The 19,750-nt window shown below is 64.2% G+C and carries 15 protein-coding genes and 1 tRNA gene; 5 read left to right on the top strand and 11 right to left on the bottom strand.

Annotated elements, in window-relative coordinates; all coding sequences use genetic code 11:
* Window positions 1-39 precede the first annotated feature (39 nt).
* The 3 genes from L21SP4_RS09965 to L21SP4_RS09955 form a co-directional block, all read right to left on the bottom strand.
* Window positions 40-4,317: a hypothetical protein gene (locus tag L21SP4_RS09965; protein WP_052882515.1), complete on the bottom strand. Its 4,278-nt coding sequence runs from the start codon at window positions 4,315-4,317 to the stop codon at window positions 40-42.
* Between the two features lie 244 nt (window positions 4,318-4,561).
* The gene (locus L21SP4_RS09960; protein WP_052882514.1) at window positions 4,562-5,299 is read right to left on the bottom strand and encodes an LOG family protein; all 738 of its coding nucleotides are present in this window, start codon (window positions 5,297-5,299) and stop codon (window positions 4,562-4,564) included.
* Window positions 5,300-5,325: 26 nt separating this feature from the next.
* Window positions 5,326-6,264, bottom strand: coding sequence for a helix-turn-helix transcriptional regulator (locus L21SP4_RS09955; RefSeq protein ID WP_160300803.1), 939 nt, complete (start codon window positions 6,262-6,264; stop codon window positions 5,326-5,328).
* Between the two features lie 246 nt (window positions 6,265-6,510).
* Here L21SP4_RS09955 and L21SP4_RS09950 point away from each other — a divergent pair, with 246 nt between their 5' ends.
* Complete coding sequence (locus L21SP4_RS09950) at window positions 6,511-7,569, top strand: uroporphyrinogen decarboxylase family protein (protein WP_052882512.1); 1,059 nt, start codon at window positions 6,511-6,513, stop codon at window positions 7,567-7,569.
* Window positions 7,570-7,701: 132 nt separating this feature from the next.
* Here L21SP4_RS09950 and L21SP4_RS09945 read toward each other — a convergent pair.
* The 3 genes from L21SP4_RS09945 to proB all read right to left on the bottom strand — a co-directional run bounded on the left by L21SP4_RS09945 (window position 7,702) and on the right by proB (window position 10,244).
* Window positions 7,702-7,778: transfer RNA gene (locus L21SP4_RS09945), tRNA-Asp, on the bottom strand.
* 59 nt (window positions 7,779-7,837) lie between these two features.
* Window positions 7,838-9,094 (bottom strand): glutamate-5-semialdehyde dehydrogenase, encoded by a 1,257-nt coding sequence (locus L21SP4_RS09940; protein WP_052882511.1) that lies wholly within the window; start codon window positions 9,092-9,094, stop codon window positions 7,838-7,840.
* Window positions 9,081-10,244, bottom strand: a complete 1,164-nt coding sequence (proB, locus tag L21SP4_RS09935; RefSeq protein ID WP_052882510.1) for a glutamate 5-kinase — start codon at window positions 10,242-10,244, stop codon at window positions 9,081-9,083. Before proB ends, L21SP4_RS09940 begins: the two co-directional genes overlap by 14 nt.
* A gap of 104 nt (window positions 10,245-10,348) precedes the next feature.
* On the opposite strand from proB, the gene L21SP4_RS09930 reads away from it, so the two are divergent.
* From L21SP4_RS09930 to L21SP4_RS09915, 4 genes are all read left to right on the top strand, one after another.
* The gene (locus tag L21SP4_RS09930; protein ID WP_201774622.1) at window positions 10,349-10,837 is read left to right on the top strand and encodes an Lrp/AsnC family transcriptional regulator; all 489 of its coding nucleotides are present in this window, start codon (window positions 10,349-10,351) and stop codon (window positions 10,835-10,837) included.
* A complete protein-coding gene (locus L21SP4_RS09925) occupies window positions 10,812-11,999 on the top strand; it encodes a pyridoxal phosphate-dependent aminotransferase (RefSeq protein WP_052882509.1) in 1,188 nt (395 codons plus the stop codon). The genes L21SP4_RS09930 and L21SP4_RS09925 overlap by 26 nt, the downstream gene beginning before the upstream one ends.
* Before the next feature lie 154 nt (window positions 12,000-12,153).
* Entirely contained in the window at window positions 12,154-13,731 is a 1,578-nt protein-coding gene (locus tag L21SP4_RS09920; protein ID WP_052882508.1) for an ATP-binding protein, read from the top strand.
* Between the two features lie 51 nt (window positions 13,732-13,782).
* Window positions 13,783-14,334: a putative molybdenum carrier protein gene (locus L21SP4_RS09915; protein WP_052882507.1), complete on the top strand. Its 552-nt coding sequence runs from the start codon at window positions 13,783-13,785 to the stop codon at window positions 14,332-14,334.
* Window positions 14,335-14,423: 89 nt separating this feature from the next.
* Here L21SP4_RS09915 and gcvPB read toward each other — a convergent pair whose 3' ends face one another.
* Genes gcvPB through metF form a run of 5 tightly spaced genes read right to left on the bottom strand, consistent with a single transcriptional unit; the run spans window position 14,424 to window position 19,660 of the window.
* Window positions 14,424-15,875, bottom strand: a complete 1,452-nt coding sequence (gcvPB, locus tag L21SP4_RS09910) for an aminomethyl-transferring glycine dehydrogenase subunit GcvPB (RefSeq protein WP_052882506.1) — start codon at window positions 15,873-15,875, stop codon at window positions 14,424-14,426.
* The gene (gcvPA, locus tag L21SP4_RS09905) at window positions 15,872-17,203 is read right to left on the bottom strand and encodes an aminomethyl-transferring glycine dehydrogenase subunit GcvPA (RefSeq protein ID WP_052882505.1); all 1,332 of its coding nucleotides are present in this window, start codon (window positions 17,201-17,203) and stop codon (window positions 15,872-15,874) included. Before gcvPA ends, gcvPB begins: the two co-directional genes overlap by 4 nt.
* 13 nt (window positions 17,204-17,216) lie before the next feature.
* Entirely contained in the window at window positions 17,217-17,594 is a 378-nt protein-coding gene (gene gcvH, locus L21SP4_RS09900) for a glycine cleavage system protein GcvH (RefSeq protein WP_052882504.1), read from the bottom strand.
* A 51-nt stretch (window positions 17,595-17,645) separates the two neighbouring features.
* Window positions 17,646-18,770 carry a glycine cleavage system aminomethyltransferase GcvT gene (gcvT, locus tag L21SP4_RS09895; protein ID WP_052882503.1) on the bottom strand — a complete coding sequence of 375 codons (1,125 nt, stop codon included), beginning with the start codon at window positions 18,768-18,770 and terminating at the stop codon, window positions 17,646-17,648.
* Window positions 18,767-19,660, bottom strand: a complete 894-nt coding sequence (gene metF, locus L21SP4_RS09890; protein ID WP_052882502.1) for a methylenetetrahydrofolate reductase [NAD(P)H] — start codon at window positions 19,658-19,660, stop codon at window positions 18,767-18,769. Before metF ends, gcvT begins: the two co-directional genes overlap by 4 nt.
* Window positions 19,661-19,750 lie beyond the last annotated feature (90 nt).

The following is a 19,750-nucleotide window of genomic DNA, read 5'->3' as shown; positions in this document are numbered from 1 at the left end:
GCAATGAGGCCGTGTGCGTCGCTCGCCCCGGCCCTCGCGCTACGGCGCCGTCACTTTCAGGCGGTAGAAGACGCGGTTGAATTCATGGTCCGGCGTCACCGATATTTCCTCCCCCGTGCCGGGCATGTTCGTATCGAGCGGCGACCACGAGACCGGCAGCCGGTTGGTGGTGTAGAGCAGGCCGTAGTTCCGGTCGGACACGCTGTTGAAGTGCAGCTCGCATCCGGACGGGCTGTGTCCCGGGACGATGCGCAGGACCAGCTTCGAGGCCTGATCGCGGGGGTCGGTTCCGGCGACATATTCATGCCAGTTGTCGCGTCCGTCGTCGTCGGAGTCGACGGACTCCCCTGCGAGGCCGTTTTCGATCTCCTCCTCGCTGAAATGCGTCTGCTTCCAGGAGCGGGGCAGCAGGTCGTCGGTCAGCGTCCGGATCAGTCCGGCCCCGTCGAGTTGCGGCGCGATATTCGGTGCGCCGGATCCAGAACCGCCCCAGACCCCCGGAGCGGCCCAGGTTTCGCCGCCGTCGAACGAGACGGCGTGCACCGCGGCCGTCCCGCTGAACGCAAGATTGAAGCGTGCGCCGGAATCCACCGATACGGTGAGGTCGCGGTTTATCCGGTTGGTGGAGATCGTGAGCGTACCCTCTTCGATGCGGGTTGCGCCACTGAGATCGAGACCGCTCTGCACGAGCATTTCGCCGCCGCCGGTCTTGCGGAACGTGCCCTGCTCGCCGGGCTTGTCCGTGAGTATCACTTCCGGAAGCACGGTCAGATTCTGTCCGGCGGACACGTCGACGATATGCGAGCCGGTTCCCGCGAAGTAGACGTTTCCCGCATAGCCCGGGGCCTTCCAGACGTAATTGCGGTCGCGGCTCGCCCAGGTGCCCCCGTTGAATTCCAGGCAGGACGTATCGCCGCGTAAGTACAGAGTGAAAGAACAGGTGCCGCCGTCGAGGATATAGCATCCCGCACCGTTATTGTTCCCTGCCATGAGCGACCAGTCGGTGTTGTCGCAGTACACCGTCCCGCCCGTCTGGCGGAATTCGACGCGATTGGCGGGGTTGTTCGCCATGCTCAGGCCGATGGTCACCGACGTCCGGATCTCTCCGGATTCATGGGTGTAGTACGAAGTGCCCCCGTAGGTGGAGACATCGAACCCGCGGCCGGTGAAGCTGTGAAACTCCAGAATATCCGCGGCCCCGCCCGCGTCGTGGTTGTATACCCTCAGGTGGGCCCCGCCCATGTCGATGGCCCCGAAGCCGTCCTTGACCGTGAGCGAGCCGTCGGTGGTGTCCCAGTTCTCGACATAGAGTCCGAGCGAGTTGTTTTCGGTTTCGGGGGTCTCCTTTTCGACGACCAGGTCGGCGATCCGGACCGCGTTGGTGATCCGCAGCACGGGACGGTTGCTGCTGTAGGTCCAGACGGCGCCGGCTTCCGGGGGAGGCACGGCCCCTTCGACCCAGTTGGTGGAGATGTCCCAGTACCCGCCCGCCCGGGGATTTTTCCAGTGGTAGTAGGGATCGACCATCTCCAGCGTTCCGGAGCCCGTGAAGCGGGGGTGGGTGCTGTCGAAGCCGCCTGTCGAAGTCCAGTTTTGGCCGCCGTCGAAAGAGACGCGCCGCACCGAGGCCGTGCCGGGGTAGTCCAGGTCGACGGTTCCCTCTTCGTCGACGATCAGACTCAGCATCGGGTTCAGCGCCCGGGTCTGGAGGGCGAGGGTTCCCGCCTCGACCCGGACGGTTCCGGAGAGGTCGAGGACCGTACCCTCCGCGAGACGCAGCGTGCCGTCCCCGTTTTTGAGAAAACTCCCGGCGGCACGGGGGTTGTCCTCCATGCGGACCACGGGATTCACGGTCAGGGTCCGCCCGGCGCGGACCGAGATTTCACGCGTACCCTCTCCGGCGAATTGTACGGTGCCGGTCGCACTGGCGACCCCGCCCCAGATCACATCCCGGTCGCCGCTGTCCACGCGCCCGGCATTGAATTCAAAGACCCCGTTTGTATTTCCGAACGACAGGCCGCTCGAAAGAATCCCGTGGTCCAGAATGAACCGGCCCGGCTGGTTGGCGTTTCCGATCAGCAGCGGATAGTCCCGGTGGCCGACGAAGACCTGTCCGCCGGTCTGGCGGAAGACCGCCTCGTTCGTCGTCGGGCCGGAGGCATCGCCGAGGGTCAGATCGAGCTGCATGCCCAGGTAGCCATCCTCGTGCGTGTAGTAGCTGTTTCCGCCCGGAACGGCACCGAGCGTGAAGGAGTCGAGATCGATGGTCGCGGCCTCCACTACGGAGGCGGCCGCGTTGGAGTCGGCGTTGGCCACATAGAGCTGTGCCCCGTACCAGTCATCGACGTGCATATTGATGAGCCCCTCGCCGTCGTCGACCGTAAGCGAGCCGGCATAGGTTCCGTAACGGAGCACTCGCAACCCGCCGTGGCGGTTGTCGTAAAGGTTCGTGGTGGAGCGTTCGGCCCGGATCTGAAATGTTTCCACGGGGGTAGTGACCGAGAGGGCGGGATCCCCGTCGTCGTATCGCCAGAGCACCGAGGAGGACGCGTCGGGTGTCGCGGCGGGGTTCCAGTTTTCCGCTTCGTTCCATTCTCCGCCCGCGGCGGGATCGTTCCACTCCACCGTGGCTGCATGTTTAAGCGGCATGTGCAGGACGAGGACTTCCGGCACGTTGAGTCGCGCCGTGACCCGGTACTCGTCGCCGTCCTCCACGATGCTGATGTTGCCCCTTTCGGAGACCGGGCGGAGTGTCAGCGAGTGCTGCCAGAAGCGTTCGTAGCGAGCGCGGTTTTCACCGACATAGCTTTCGCCCTCCCGCGCGCCGTCGTCCCGGGCCATCTCCCGCACCGAGCCGCAGTACTGGGGGCGGGTCTGGAAGTACGAGGTCAGCAGGCCCTGGTCGCGCAGGTCGCGGTGGATTTCATCGTGAAGCGCGGTGTCGCGGTTCAGTGCGACGAAGCGCATGCGGTCGGTGTCCAGCGACGCGTGGTTGTTCGGAATCCGGAACGTGACGTCTTCCGCCGTGTACTGCGAAGGATTGGTGTTGTAGGCCGAGAGAATGAGGAAGGCTTCGCTTCCCTTTCGGACGTAGAAACCCAGGTGATCGGTCCCGACCGAGCTGGACCCGGTGGGATAGAGCGTCCATGAATCGCCTCCCCGTGCGTGCTCGAAGATGGAATAGAGCCAGGCGTCGCCGATCAGAAACCCCTGCAGGACATTGTCCTGGTCGCGGAACTTGTCGAGCATCCACCAGTGCCAGAGCTTATCGAGTCCCCGTGCGCGCAGCCGCATGATCATCTGGGCCGTCATTGCGCCGCCGAGCGCTCCGGGTTCCTGGTGACTGTTGTTCAGGATGCCGAACTCGTGAATCTCGCGCGAAGGCGGGGGCATGGCGGGATAGCGGCTCTCGAATTCATCCCAGACCTCGAAGAGACCGCTGAGGCGGCTTGCGGTGGACTGGCCCGGACTGTAGTACGTCGAGGACGAGGCCCAGTCGAAAGGCGCGGCGGGATCCTTTTCCTGAGGGATGAGCAGCGAGTTGACGTTGTGGTCGCCGCCGTGGGTATCCATCTGGGAGACGCTCGGTGAATAGAAGTTGTACGGTCCGAAGCTCGCCTCAGGGAGGACGTTGGAGACGCCGCGCCAGCAGCTGTTGTAGAAATCCATGAATTCCGCTTCCGTCCCGTGGAATCGATCGAGCGCGTGGAATTCGGTCCCCGTGCGGAAGCGCAGGCCGGCGGTGTTTTCCGCTCCGATGAGGTCGACGAAATTGGAGCAGAACGTGGTCACGAAATCCGTCCAGTCCCCGAAGTCGCGCGGGACGCCGACCTGACCGTAGGGCCCCGTACGGGGTTCGTCAGTGAAATCCCACGGGATGTTGTCGAAGACGACCGTAAAGTTCGTGTAGCCGTTGTCGAGATAGGGACTCAGCCGGTCCTCCAGCAGGTCGGAGCGGAACAGGTAGTCGCCGGCCGCATTGGTGTAGACCAGGTCAAGGGCCCGAACGACCGGGTCGCTGTCGCCGCCGGTGAACCCGCCCAGAATGCGCACGAGGCTCAGGTGATCAGCGAACATGTTCTCTTCGGGGTAGGGACGCTTAGGGTAGGGGAAGTCGTTGTTCCTTATGAGATGATCGGGCACGACCTCCAGCCCCTGACCGCCGGAATGGAAGTCATTGCCGTTGTAGCCGCCGAGTGCCGCGCTGTAGCGCCAGAACGGTTCGAAGGTGCCGATATCCGTGTAGTCCTCCTGCGCCGGCGCGACGGTCGCGGCGCAGACGGCCAGCCATAAGATCCGTATCCATCGGTTTTTCATCAGGCCCCCAGCGTGTGGTGGACATGGTCGGAAACAATCCCGACATGGTAAGGGAAACAGGACGAAACACAATCTTCTTTCGCGTTTGCTTTTTTTGCGCAAGGCACGCTGTTCTGATCCGCGCCATCTGTGATGGTATGAGTTTTGTCGATGGTTGGAAAATGCAGGGTTGCGAAGTATCGTTCGAGCCTGTGGGCATTGGTTAAACCGACGGCCCGTCAGCCGGAAGCCGATTGAAGTCGAATCATCGCGTTTTTGCGGCGCGGAATTCACTGATCGCGTTCCATGCGTCCCCGGCGGTATCGCAGAACGTGACCAGGTCGAGGTCCTGAGGATCGATGAGCCCGCAGTCCGCGAGGTAGTCCCAGTCGACCACCCGTCGCCAGAAGTCGGTGCCGAAAAGGATGACGGGCAGCGGGGGTATTTTTCCGGTCTGGACGAGGGTCAGCACCTCGAAGAGTTCATCGAACGTCCCGAATCCACCGGGGAAGATGGTCACGGCGCGGGCGCGGGCCAGGAAGTGCATTTTGCGGATGCTGAAGTAGTGGAAGCAGAAGACGAGGTCTTCGCTCACATAGCGGTTGGGTTCCTGTTCGCGGGGGATGGTGATATTGAGTGCGATCGACTTGCCGCCCGCTTCGCTCGCGCCGCGGTTGCCGGCCTCCATGATTCCGCCCCCGCCGCCGGTGATGATCACGTACTCGCGGCGGTCTTCGATCTGGCACGTACTGCTGGCGATGCGGGCCAGCTTGCGGGCTTCGTCGTAGAACGGCGCGAATTCGGCGATCTTTTCATGTTTCTTTTCATCGTACTCCTCGGGAGAGGGGATGCGCGCGCTGCCGAAGAGCACGATCGTCGACTCGATGTTCTGTTCCTGCATGGTCACTTCCGGGTGCAGGAATTCGAGCTGCAGCCGGATCGGCCGACAGGGGTCGCTCTTCATAAACGGGATGTTCTCGTAGGCTTTGGGCGGGTTGTTCATGGCGGATCCTTTCAGATGTGGGCGACTCATCCTGAATTCCCCTCTCTCCGGAAGGCGGTCGGGCTTCTGCCCATGGCCCTGCTGAAGGCCCGCGAGAAGTTGTGGACGTTCGCGAATCCCAGCGTGTGGGCGATTTCGGATACGTTCAAGCTTGAATAGATCAGGTAGTCGCAGGCCGCGCGCATCCTGACTTCCAGCTGAAAGGTGCGCGGGCTGCGGCCGCAGTGGGCGCGGAACAGCCTCCGGAAATGGGATGGACTCAGCCGTGCACGCCTCGCGAGGGCCTCGACCCGCAACGGTTCGCGGAAACCGCGCTGGATGTGATCCATGGCCTCTTCCACAGCACGAGCGTGCCGCGCGTCCAGAAGAGGGGAGTCCGCCCGGCGTTCGTGCAGCAGGTGACCGATGAGCTGGGTCATCAGCCCGGAAACCCGCAGACCGCAGACCTGGACCTGATTGTACTCCAGCACGACCCGCCTCAGAATGTCCTCCACGATGGCGGTGTTTCTGCAGCGAAGCCGTCCGCACCAGTGGCCGATCACGGGATCCTCCACGGGAGGATGAACCCGCTCGCGCCAGGGCGAGAGATCCGCGACGCCCCCCGGCAGGTTGGCGCTCCAATGACTCCGGGCAGGATCATATTCGAGGTCGAAATGCGTGTACTGGAGCCGCGTGCCCGGAGGCGGACCCCGCATGGCGTGCGGCGTGTCCGGAGGCACCCACACCAGGTCGCCGGCGCGCGCAGTGAACCGACGGTCCCCGAGCTTGAAACGGATCTCGCCTTCGAGCACATGGATCAGCAGAAAGTCGAAAAGACGCCGCGTGCCAATCCGCCACGCAGGACGGAAGCCCTCGTGCGCCTGACGCACATAAGGCCTGAACCGACTCAGCCGCTCCTGCTCGGCCGCAGCGGGCGGACGGTGCGGACGTCCTCCGGGTATCTCCGGGGTAGTACCGTTCATCATGATCATTTATGATACATATTTGAGTGGTTATGCTAAATACATACGTGGTTATTATCAGCGATTCTCATTATGGCTTCACCCTTTTCGGTCGGGGTGGCACCCGACCCTCCCAATGCCCGAAAAGGCGTCGGATATCGACTCGGGAGGGACGGCTGCCACGCCGTCCGCGGTCGGAATGCGGCCATAATGAGAACGGCTGGGTTATTATGGGATAAAAGATTGGTAATGATAAAAAGGAGAGGGTTGATGAATCATACGTTTGAACCGGATTACCGTCATCTGGTAGACGCGGCGTACAACCGTGAGGCGGCGCGGCTTCCGCTTTATGAGCACGGATTCAGTGTCGAAGTGATGGAAGCGATTTTGGGCAGGGAGGTCGGCGCGCTTTTTGAGGGGGACCTCGCCGACAAGACGGAGGGCTTCCGGCGGATGGCGGAGTTCGCGAGGATGCACGGGTACGACGTGGTTCCGTTCGAGTGCAACGTGGTCAGGATCGTGCAGGATGGACGCGGTCTCTGCGGGCTGGAGGGGCCGCTGTTTGAGTCGAAGAGGGACATCGACGCCTATCCCTGGGACGAAAAGCCCGCGGAGTTCATCAATCGGTTCAGCGGATATTACGACGCCCTGCGCGCGGCGTTGCCGGAAGGGATGAAGGCGGTCGGCGGCGTGGGCAACGGCATCTTCGAGGCGGCGCAGGATTTCGTGCCTTTTGAAAAGCTCGCCTATCTGCAGGTCGACGATCCGGAGGCTTACGAAGCGCTCTGGCAGCGGGTCGGCGACCTGCAGTTCACGCTGTGGTCGTGGCTGCTCGAAAACCATGCCGACAGCTTCGCCGTCTGCCGGTTCGGCGACGATCTCGGATTCCGGTCCGCGACGCTGCTGCAGCCGGAAGAAATCCGCAAACACGTCATTCCCCAGTACAAAAGGCTCATCGATCTGGTCCATTCGAAGAACAAGCCATTCCTGCTGCACTCCTGCGGGAAGATCTACGAGGTGATGGATGACCTGATCGGGAACGCGGGCATTGACGCCAAACACTCCAACGAGGATGCCATCGACCGCTTCGATGTCTGGGTCGAGCGTTACGGCGACCGGATCGGCAATTTCGGGGGGGTGGAGATGAACGTCCTGTGCCTGCGCACGCCGGACGAGATCAGGGATTACGTACGCGCAGTTCTGGAGCGGACGGCGACGGGACACGGCGGCGTCGCCCTGGGTTCCGGCAACCAGATCTCCTCCTATGTGCCGCCCGAGGGATTTATTGCAATGACTGAAACGGTGCGCGAATGGAGAGGAGAAGGGTGAGGCCGGGGCGGAGTCAGAGTCAGAGTTAGAGTCAGAGTCAGACTTAGAGTTAGAATGAGAGTAAGAAGCAGAGTTGGAGTCAGAGTGAAGGCGGCGGACTGCCGGCCGGTCGGTCATGAGCGGAGGATTGAATGGCGGGAGCGACGGGACTCGAACCCGCAACAACCAGATCGACAGTCTGGGACTCTAACCAATTGAGCTACGCCCCCGTCGTCAGAGTGAACGACGCAGGGTACTTAAAGCCGTACTGTTTGCAAGAGAAAAAAACTCACTCCCGGATCTGGCCTTTGCCGGTGATCACGTACTTGTAGGTAGTCAGTTCCTCGAGCCCCATGGGACCGCGGGCGTGAAGTTTATCGGTGCTGATGCCGATCTCCGCACCCATGCCGAACTCCCCGCCGTCGGTGAAGCGGGTGGATGCGTTCACGTACACCGTGGAGGAGTCGACTTCTGCGAGAAACGTTTTCCGCGCTGCGTCCGAATTCGTGATGATTGCATCGGAATGGCTGGATCCGTAACGGTTGATGTGTGCCACCGCCGCCTCGACGTCGTCGACCACGGCGACCGACAGGATCATATCGAGATACTCCTCGGACCAGTCCTCTTCCGAAGCCGCGGCGATATCGGAAAGGATGCCGCACGCCGTTTCATCGCCCCGGAGTTCCACGCCCCGAGCCTGCATCCGCTCCGCGATACGCGGCAGGAAGGTCGGCGCGAGGTCTTTATGGACCAGCAGCGTTTCCATCGCATTGCAGACCCCCGGACGCTGACACTTCGCGTTTTCGCAGATGCTCAATGCCATTTCGGGGTCGGCTTCCGCATCCACGTAGGTATGGCAGATCCCCTTGTAATGCTTGATCACCGGGACCCGGGCCATCTCCGTGACCGCGCGGATCAGCGCTTCGCCGCCGCGCGGAATGACCAGGTCCAGGCAGTCGTCGAGCTGCACCAGTTCGCGCACGGCGTCCCGGTCGGTCGTCTGGATGAGCTGCACGGCCCCGGGCGGCAGGCCCTTTTTCTGGCCGCCCTCCTGGAGTGCGGCGGCGATGGCCCGGTTGGAGTGGATCGACTCCTTGCCTCCGCGCAGGACCACGGCGTTCGAGGTCTTGATGCACAGGCCGGCGGCGTCGGCGGTCACGTTCGGGCGGGACTCGTAGATGATGCCGATCACCCCGATCGGAACCCGGATTTTCCTGATCTCGAGGCCGTTGGGACGAATCCAGCGCGAGATCTTGGACCCCACGGGATCTTTGAGCGCCGCCACGTTGGTCAGACCGTTGACCATGCCGTCGAAGCGCTTGTCGGTGAGTTCGAGGCGGTCGAGCATGGCAGAGGAGAGTTGCCTTTCCTTCCCCTCATCCAGGTCGCGCCGGTTGGCTTCGGCGATCTCCTCCCGGCGGTTCGCCAGTTCGTCGGCCATCGCCTCGAGGATGACGTTTTTCCGCCGGGCGGTGAGTTTGGCCAGCTGGCGCGAGGCCGCCACGGCGGCATCCCCCACAGCGCGGATTTCTTCATGCAGGCTCATAATGCCGCTCCTCCCCCCGATCCAGAACCACCATATGGTCGCGATGGATCGCTTCGTTGTAATAACTCGACCCCAGCGCCTCGGCGATCTGCGCCGTCTTCATGCCCTTGACCCGTTCCAGGTTCTCGCTGCCGTATTCCACCAGGCCCCGGGCGATCAGCGCCCCCTCCCGATCGACCACGTTCACCATCGCGCCGACGGGAAACCGCCCCTCGACCCGCAGGATGCCGATCGGCAGCAGGCTTCGGCCGCCGGTGCGGATCGCCTTCGCCGCGCCCTCATCGACCACGATCCGGCCCTGGGCGCGGTTGAAAAAGGCGATCCACCGTTTACGTTTCGACAGCGTCGCCTTGCGGGGCAGCAGCAGGGTTCCGACATCCTCGCCCGCGAAGATGCGCGTCACCGTGTCGCGCCGCCGTCCGTCCGCAATGATCACCGGGATGCCGTTATGCGCCGCCTGCTCGGCGGCGCGGAGCTTGGAGGCCATGCCGCCGGTAGAGAGTCCGTCGCCCGTGCCGCCGGCCAGCGAGAGGATGTTCTCGTCCACGGCCTCGACCGCACGCACCCGGCGCGTCTTCCCGTCGGCTCGCGGCTCGCGAAGCCCGTTCGTCGTGGTCAGCAGGATCAGTACGTCGGCGTCGATCAGAATCGCCACCAGCGCCGCCAGCAGATCGTTGTCGCCGAACTTGATTTCTTCGTTCGAGACCACGTCGTTTTCGTTGACGACCGGAACGATGCCGTGATGGAGAAGCTGAAGCAGCGTGCTGCGCGCGTTGAGGTGCCGTTCGCGATCCTTGAGTCCGTCGTGGGTGAGCAGGATCTGCCCGACCCGGCAGCGGCGGCGGGCGAAACTCTTCTCATACAGGCTCATGAGCCGGGTCTGCCCCACGGCCGCGGCCATCTGAAGTTCGGGGAGCGATTCCGGCCGGGTCTTCAATCCAAGCGCCTCGATCCCGGCCCCGATGGCGCCGGAGGAGACGCCGACGACCTCGCGCCCCTCGCGCCGGAGCGCCGCGAGCTGCGAAACCAGCGTGTCGATCCTCCGGCTGTCCGGCCGCCCGCTGCGCTGAACCAGCGTACGCGTGCCGGCCTTGACGACCACGCGCCGCGCTCCGGCGACCAGGTGCATCCTCTGTTCATCGCGCTTCATGGTGGGGTTCCGGGTCAAGTTTTCGTTCGTCATTACGGCGACAGGTCTGCTATCACATTCCGACAGCATTGTCGAGCCGCGCACCCGCGGCCCCGGAAGGAGGAATGGCGACCATGGACGAACTGCTGCGCCTGTTACAGGAAAATGCGCTGGAGACCCCCGAGAATCTCGCGCAGATGCTGGACACGAACGAAGAGGATGTCCGGCAGAGAATCGCGGATTATGAGCAACGCGGGATCATTCGCGGCTATCAGGCCGTGATCGACGAAGACCGGCTGGACGTCGATGTAGTGACCGCCGTGATCGAGGTCAAGATCACCCCCCAGCGTGAGCACGGATTCAACGAGATCGCGGAACGGATCAGCCGCTTCCCGGAGGTGCAGTCGCTGTTCCTGATGTCCGGGGCCTTCGACCTGCTCCTGTTCGTCACGGGCCGCACGCTGCATGAGGTCGCGCTGTTCGTGAGCGACAAGCTGGCCACCATCGAGGGGATCAACTCCACCGCGACCCACTTCATGTTGAAGACGTATAAGCAGAACGGTGTATTAATGCATTCCGAGGACGAGTATGAACGACTCCAGGTCTCCCCGTGATCGGGTGGGGCGGGTCGTGCGCGACCTGCCCCGCTCCGGCATCCGCGATTTCTTCGAGCTGGTTGCCGCCCGCGACAACGTGATCAGTCTCGGCGTGGGCGAGCCCGATTTCGCCACGCCCTGGCGTGTGCGCGAGGCCACCATCTTCGCGCTCGAACACGGGGCGACGAGCTACAGCTCGAATCTCGGTCTTCCGCAGCTGCGCCGCGCGATATCGTCGTACGTGAAACGGCGTACCGGCGTGGAGTACGACCCGAAGACCGAAATCCTGGTGACGGTCGGCGTCAGCGAGGCGCTCGACCTGGCGATGCGCGCTCTGCTGGAGCCGGGCGATGAGGCCCTCTACCACGAGCCCTCCTACGTCTCCTACAATCCCGTCATCCGGCTGGCCGGCGGCACGCCCGTCGCCGTGGAAACCGGAAGCGAACACGGGTTCCGCGTGACCCGCGCCCGACTCGAGGAATGTACCGGTGAACGGACGCGGCTGCTGCTGCTCAACTATCCGAACAATCCGACCGGCGCCGCCCTGGAGCCCGCGGATGTGGCGGAGATCGCGGCGTTCGCCCGCGAACGCGATCTGCTGGTGCTCAGCGACGAGATTTACGGTGAGCTGACCTATGATCGCGATCACTGTTCGCTGATCTCGCAGCCCGGAATGAAAGAGCGCACGGTCTATCTGCACGGCATGTCGAAGGCGTGGTCGATGACCGGCTACCGGCTCGGCTTCGCCTGCGCGCCGGCGGAATTGATCGAGGCCATGATGAAAATCCATCAGTACACGATGCTCTGCGCCCCGACCCCCAGCCAGAAGGGCGCCATCGAGGCGCTGGAGAACGGTGATGAGGATGTGGAATCCATGCGCGCGGAATACCGTCGCCGCCGGAATGTGATGCACTCCCGCTTCGAGGCGATGGGGCTGCCGTGCATGAGGCCCGACGGCGCTTTCTACATGATGCCGTGGATCGGCGATACGGGTATGACGTCGAAGGAATTCGCGGTGCGCCTGCTGGAGGAAAAGGACGTCGCCGTGGTCCCCGGCACGGCCTTCGGCGAATGCGGCGAGGGGTACGTACGCTGCTGTTTCGCCGCTTCCATGGACCACATCCGGGCGGCGCTGGAACGGATCGAGGCGTTTCTCGCTTCTGAAAAAGTTTCTCAATAGTGAGGCGCCCACCGATCGGATGCGCCCTCCCGAGCGCAGCCGTTCGTAAATGACCGGTATACTCATGTTTCCGGTGTTCGCGTCGGCTTCGGCATATGATCTGCTCCTCTCATGATTGGGCGTGCGCGCGTTCAGGAAGGAGATCGTATCCGTAATGGTCGGGACGCTGACCAGAAGGTTGCTGCTGTACCAGTTTCTCGTGGCGCTGATGGCCATGCTGCTCATCGGTGCATGGGTTTTTCTGGCCTCGCCGGACGGTGTCGAGGCCGGCACCGGCACGGCGGAGCTGAGGCAGTGGATGCAGGAGGGCATCCCGGCCGTCGTCTTTCTGCGGCGGGGTTCGCTGGTGCTCTTTACGGGTGCGGTCGTCTTCGCGGTCACCGGTGCCGTGTCCTGGTTCATGCTTCGCCAGATCACCGCGCCCGTCCATGAACTGGCGCGTGTGGCCGGGGAGGTCGCCTGCGGCAACTGGGACACGCATGCGGATGTGGAGCGGGAGGACGAATTGGGTGCCATGGCCGAGGCGCTCAATCTGATGATCTCCCAGCGCCGCGAGTGGGAGCGGCGTATCGAGGAGAGCCGCAGGTGGTTTCGGCTGCTTTTCGACCGCTCACCGGAGCCGATTCTCGTGCAGGACCCCGCCGGCCGGATCCGGGAGGCCAATCCCGCGGCCTGCGCGCTTTGCGGCAGGACGGCGGAGCAGCTGGTCGGCCGCACCCTGTTTGATTTCGTGCCCGTGTGTGAGCGCGGCGCGGTCGCCCGTCGGTTCAAGGAGTGGTTCGACGGATCGCTGCAGTGGATGGAAATGAAGATAAACAACGCCTCGGGTACGTCGATCGCCGTGGAGGTGAGCGGCACCGTCATCCGCCATCAGGGCGAAGAGGCCGTCGTCCTGCACATGCGCGACATCAGTATGCGCAAGCAGGCTGAAGAGGATATGCGCACGGCCAAGGAGCGGGCCGAGAAGGCGAACCGCCTGCAGCAGGACTTCCTGGCGAACATGAGCCACGAGGTGCGTACGCCGATGAACGCTTTGATCGGCCTCACCGATATGCTCGAACGCACCGAATTGAGCGAAGAACAGCATGAATACGTACACCTCCTCCAGGACTCCGGACAGAACCTTCTGGACCTGTTCACCGATATCCTCGAGCTGTCGAAACTGCAGAGCGGCCAGGTTCAGATCCGGCGGGAGGAAGTCAACCTGCGCGAAACCGTGTGCACGGTACTCGCCGGTTTCCGCGAGCGCAGCGCGGGCAAGGACGTGCGGCTTCGCTGGCGCTACGCGGAGGATATGCCGGAATGGTTCGGGTGCGACTCCGGCGCGCTCACGCTCATCCTGCGCCATCTCCTGCAGAACGCCGTCAAATTCACGGATTCCGGCGAGATCGCGGTAAGTGTCGATGCCGCGGGAGGGCTCCCGGAAACGTCCGGAAAAACCGCAGTGCAGATCCGCGTCAAAGATACCGGCATCGGCATTCCCGCCCGGCAGCGGGAGGAGATCTTCCACTGCTTTTCGCAGGGCGACAGTTCCTCCACGCGCGCGCACGGCGGAGCCGGCATCGGCCTCGCCATCTGCCAGCAGCTCGCAGAACTGATGGCAGGCCAGATACGCCTCGAAAGCCGGGAGGCCGAGGGATCGGTTTTCACCGTCCGGCTCCCCCTCGAACCGCTGACGGATGTCCCCGGAACCTCCGGAGTCGAACCTCCGGCGAGCCGGTTGAACGGTTGATGAAATCGCTTGCTTGCATCTCGCTCGCCTAATCGGGATGCTGACGGGGATATGACGATCGCAAAAATAGTCAGCGGCGGGCAGACCGGGGCCGATCAGGGGGCACTGGAGGCCGCGCTGTATTGCTCGCTGCCCCACGGAGGCTGGGTCCCCGCCGGGCGCAAGACGGAGAAGGGAGGACGGGTCCCGGATCGGTTCGACCGGATGCGGGAGATGAAGTCCGGGGTCTATGCCGCGCGGACGGAGGCCAACGTGGTCGATTCCGACGCCACCCTGGTCTTCACCTTCGGCAAACCCTCCGGCGGAAGTCTGAAAACCCTCGACCTCGCGGACGCTCACCGAAAACCCCGGCTCCATATCAATCTCCGGCAGACGGAGCGGAAAGCCGCCGTCCGGCAGGTCAAACGATGGTTCGACGGACCGTCCGGCGCGGAGGGGCCGCCCGCGGAGTGCGTTCTGAATGTGGCCGGCCCGCGCGAGTCGACCGCACCCGGAATCCAGCAGTCGGTCATGATCCTCATGATCGACATCGTCAATGCGGTCAACGGATTCTGCGCCTATCCCCCCAGCGCTGCACTGCCCGGGATGCTCCGCAGCCGGTGATTCCGCGAGGTAGATCCGCATCCGTGCGGTCGGCGTAATCCGTGGTCGTCCCCCAGCCCGAACCCGGTATCCTCTGTGGTATCTGTGGGTTACGCGGAACACAGGTCCGGGCGGCGTGCGGCGCCGGTCTCGTCCGGGCGGCAAACCGCGGTGTTGCGCGGTGCGGCCTGCAGCGATCCGGGGTCTTCTTTCGCGCGCCGCGCCAGCGCGCGCATGACGTCGATGAACCGATCCAGCGTGGGACGGTTTTCCGTCTCCGTCGGTTCGAACATCATTGCCTCCTCGACAATCAGCGGGAAATAGACGGTGGGCGGATGAATGCCGGCCTCGATCAGACCCTTGGCGATGTCCGTGGCGTGAACGCCGTTCGCGGCCTGTCTCGAAGCGGAAAGCACGAACTCGTGCATGCAGGGATGATCGAAGGGAAGCTCGTAGTCGTCCTTCAACGCCTGCCGCAGGTAGTTGGCATTCAGTACCGCCGCCTCGCTCACCGCACGCAGTCCGTCGCCGCCGAGCAGCTCGATATACGCCAGCGCCTTGAGGCAGACCCCGAACTGACCGTAGAAGGGGGCGACGGGGCCGATGGATTTCCCGCCGGCGTCTTCCAGTCGTATTTGCCCGTCTCCGCAGCGCACGGGGCGCGGTCCCGGCAGAAACGGCTCCAGCCGTCCGTTCACGCCGACGGGACCCGCGCCCGGCCCCCCGCCTCCGTGCGGAGTTCCGAAGGTCTTGTGGAGGTTGACGTGCACCACGTCGATGCCCGCATCGCCGGGGCGGAAGCGTCCGAGCACCGCGTTGAGATTCGCCCCGTCGTAGTAGACCAGCGCCCCCTGCTCGTGCGCACAGGCCACGACCTCCCGGATATGGGCGTGGAAAATGCCCAGCGTGTTCGGATTCGTGAGCATGACCGCCGCCGTGCGTTCGCTGAGGTGTTGCTTCAGGGCGGCGAGGTCCAGCATACCGGTCGAGGGATCGGTGGGGATCGATACGACCTCGAGTCCGGCGGTCGCGGCGCTGGAGGGATTGGTTCCGTGTGATTCGTCGGGAATCAGCACTTCGGTGCGCTTGGCATCGCCCCGGGCGTGGTGATAAGCGGCGACCAGCAGCATGCCGGTCAGTTCCCCGTGCGCCCCCGCCAGGGGCTGCAGGGTATAGGCGCCCATGCCCGTAATTTCGCACAGGCGTTCTTCGAGCGAGGCCAGGACCTCGAGCGCACCCTGGGCGTAGGGTCCGCCTCCGGCAACCTTTGCGAGGAGCGGGTGGAGTCCGGCGAATCCGGGCCGGCGGGCGATCGCTTCGAGCACCTTGGCGTTGTATTTCATCGTGCACGAGCCCAGCGGGTAGAAGCCGCTGTCGACACCGAAATTACGGGTGGACAGCTCGTGAAAGTGGCGCGCGATTTCGGGCTCGGAGAGTTCGCAGAGATGCGCGTCCTCCGCCCGTCTCAGGCTGTCCGGAATGGCGGGCTCGTCGGGGACGTCGCACGGGGGCGGGTTCACGCCGCGCGCGCCGCGCCGGCATTTGTCGAAGATCAGGTTCACAGCAGGTCCTCCAGGTGGGCGGCCAGCAGATCGATGTCCTGCTTCGACCGCTTTTCGGTGACGGCGACGAGCAGCCGGCGGGGATGTTCCGGGTCGTAGAGCTTCAGCGGAACGCCGGCGATGACTCCGCGGGCGGCCAGGGCTTCGACCGCCTCCCCGGCGTCGCGGGGAAGCCCGATCGCGAATTCGTGGAAGAAGGGTTCCGGCGTGACGGTTTCGATGCCGTCGATCGCCGTCAGCCGGCGGTGCGCATACCGCGCGCGCCGGTGGCAGAGCAGGGCGGTCTGTTTCAGTCCTTCCCGGCCCAGGAGGCTGAGATAGAGGTGCGCCCGCAGCGCACAGTGCGCCTGGTTGGTGCAGATGTTCGACGTCGCCTTCCGGCGGCGGATGTGCTGTTCGCGGGCCTGAAGCGTGAGGACGAAGCAGTCGCGCCCGTCTCGGTCGGTCGTGCGCCCCGCGAGCCTGCCCGGCATGTGGCGCACGAGCTTTTGGCGCGCGGCCATGAAGCCCAGGGACGGGCCTCCGAACGACAGCGGATTGCCGAGGCCCTGACCTTCCCCGACGGCGATGTCGGCCCCGGTTTCGCCCGGGGTCTTGAGGAGGGTGAGCGCATGGGGGTTGACCGACTGGATGAGCAGGACTTTGTGTTCCCGGCACCGGGCCGCGATGTCGGAATGATCGTCGATCGCCCCGTAGAAATTCGGGTTCTGCACCACGACCGCCGCGGTGTCGCCGTCCACGCGCGCCATCAGGGCCTCGCGGTCGGCCGGACCGGGATGCGCCGGCAGGACGTCCCATTCCACTCCGAGCCGTTCGGCGTGCGTGCGGACCATCCGCACATGCTGCGGGTGAACGCCGCCGTCGACCACGATCCGGTTGCGTTTCCCCTTGCGGAGAGCGATCCGGCAGGCCTCGAAGAGCGCCGTCCCGCCGTCGTAGAGCGAGGCATTGGCCGCGTCCATGCCGGTGAGCCGGCAGATATGCGTCTGGTATTCGTAGATCGCCTGCAGCGTACCCTGCGAGAGTTCGGGCTGATACGGGGTGTACGCGGTGAGGAATTCGCTGCGGGAGGACAGCTCGTCCACCGCGGCCGGGATGTAGTGATCGTAATATCCCGCGCCCATGAACGAGGGCGGGGTTTGTTCGCCGGCGGCCGCCAGCCCGGCGAACGCCCCGGCGATCTCCTGCTCGGATTTTCCCTCGGGAAGGTTCCACGAGGCCGGACGGAGCGATTCGGGGATCGCCGCGAACAGGGCGTCCGCGGACTCAAGCCCGCAGGCCTCCAGCATCGCCGCGCGATCATCGTCGGTATGAGGTATATAATTCATAGATACAATCCGCTCAGAGTGACTCGACGTAGGCCGCGTATTCCCCGGCGTTCATCAGCTCCGCGGAGCCGGCATCAAAATCCGTGAGCGTGAAGATCCATCCTTCCTCGAACGGGGACTCATTGAGTTTTTCGGGGGCGTCCTCCAGGGCCTGGTTCACCTCGCCCACGGTGCCGGAGACCGGGGCGTAGAGTTCGCCGGCGGCCTTGACGGATTCGATCTCGCCGCACTCGTCCCCCGCGCTTACGGATGTTCCGGGTTCCGGGAGTTCGACGAACGTTACATCCCCGAGCGCCTGCTGGGCGTGATCGGTGATGCCGACGCGCGCGAGGCCGTCTTCGGTCCGGACCCACTCGTGACTCTTCGTGTACTTTCTGTCTTCGGGTGCCATAGGGATCTCCTTACGGGTTGGTGTCCGACGGAACGGGTGATTCCCCCGCGCTCAGGCCGGTGCCGTTTCGAGGAACCGCTGCAGGGGCTGGCGAGCGGTGCCGCCGCGGTAGAACGGCGTGTCGCACCGCTCGGCAGCGATTGTCTTCCGCCCGGCGTCCAGCTTGAATGCCGAGTGCCCGTCCGCGGCGCGACGGTCGATGTAGGCCAGGGCGACCGCGTTTCCGACGGAAGGGGCGAACGAGCCGCTGGTCACGGTCCCGACCTGTGCTCCGCGTGTGTCGAGCACGGCGGACCCTTCGCGCGCCGCGCGGCGGCCGTCGAGTTCGAGGCCGCAGAGGACGCGGGAGGGGGTGCGCTTCCGGATGGCGTCCGCGCCGATGAACGCTTTCGAGTCGTCGATCGCGAAATGGAATCCGCTCTCCCCGGCGTTGCGTTCTTCCGTGAGTTCGTGGCCGTAGAGCGGCAGTCCGGCTTCGAGGCGCAGTGTATCGCGCGCTCCGAGCCCCGAGGGTTCGGCGCCCTGCCGGAGGCAGGCGTTCCAGAGCCGGGGGGCCGCTTCGGAGTCGATATAAAATTCGAAACCGACCTCCCCGGTGTACCCCGTCCGGCTGACGAGCAGTTCATGTTCCCGGAAATGCGTGCGGGTGAAGGAGAAAAAACTGAGCGAGTTCGGTGCGGGATCGAGCAGCGCGCAGGCGATGCGCGGCGCGTCCGGTCCCTGCAGGTCGATCTTCGCGGTGGAGTCGGAGCGGTCCTTCACCTGCGTCTCCGCCGCGGTGTGGCCGCGGATCCATTCGAGGTCGCGCACGCGGGTTCCGGCATTGACGACCAGCATGAACGCTTCGTTGCCGAACCGGTACACGATCAGGTCGTCGAGCACGCCGCCGTCGGGGCGGCACATCAGCCCGTACCGGCAGCGGCCCGGCTTGAGCGACGAGATGCGGCAGCTCAGCAGGCGCTCCAGATCCGCGATCGCCGCGGGGCCTTCGATCATGATCTCGCCCATATGGCTCGTATCGAACAGTGCGGCGCCTTCGCGCGCCGCGCGGTGCTCGGCCAGGATGCCTTCGTAGGTGACCGGCAGCAGATAGCCGCCGAACGGCGTCATGCGCGCGTCCGCTTCGACATGGCAGTCGTAGAGCGGGGTGAGCTTTTCTGTGCGCGTCGAGATCATGCGGTCACCCTTTCGTAGCTCCGCAGCCCCAGCGATTCACAGATGTTCGCGGAGGCGTACGAATTGTTCAGCGTGTAGAGATGGATGCCCGCCACCCCCTGGTGCAGCAGGTCGCGGATCTGCTCCGTGGCCCAGTGGATGCCCACGTTGCGCACGTACTCGCCGCCTTCCGCCCACTGCAGGCTTCGGAGCAGCGGGGCCGGCACGCGCGAACCGGCGGCCAGTTCGGCCATCTTTTCGAGATTCTTGTGCGAAGTGATCGGCATGATCCCGGCAATGATCGGCACGTCGATGCCTGCGAGACTGCAGCGCTCGCTGAAATCGTAGAAATCACGGTTTTCGAAGAAGAGCTGTGTGATGATGAAATCAGCGCCGCATTCGACCTTCTCCTTGAGATGCTCGATTTCGCGGAGCCGGTTCGGGGTCTCGGGGTGACCTTCGACGAACCCGGCCACACCCACGCTCATCTCCGGGTGGCGTTCCTTGATGAACGACACGAGATCGGAGGCGTGATCGAAGCCGTTCTCCGGCGTGACTACGGGCTCGTCCGCGTCGTTCGGCGCGTCGCCGCGCAGGGCCAGGATATTCTGCACGCCGTTGGCCGCATAGTTGTCTAGGATCTCTGCGATCTCGTCGCGCGTGGAGCCCACGCAGGTCAGGTGGGCGAGCACCGTGAGATCGGTGTCGTGCTGCAGCCGCGTCACCAGCTCGTGCGTGTGGGAGCGGGTCGATCCGCCCGCGCCGTAGGTCACGCTCACGTACGCCGGGTGCAGCGGCACCAGGCTGGAGATGTTCAGGAACAGATTGTCCCATCCCCGCTCCGTCTTCGGCGGAAAGAACTCAAAACTTATCGCCGTGCTCGTCTCGTCCAGTATGTCTCGTATCAACATGATTTCACTCCCGGGTTTCGGGGCAGGGGTGGTCGGTAAAGATGTTCGCCGACTCCTCCATCTCTTGCTCTGATTCTGATTCCGCCTCTT

The organism is Kiritimatiella glycovorans (assembly GCF_001017655.1).
Lineage (GTDB): Bacteria > Verrucomicrobiota > Kiritimatiellia > Kiritimatiellales > Kiritimatiellaceae > Kiritimatiella > Kiritimatiella glycovorans.
Note: the sequence above shows the minus strand (reverse complement) of the source record. Positions and strands in the feature narration are given on the sequence as shown.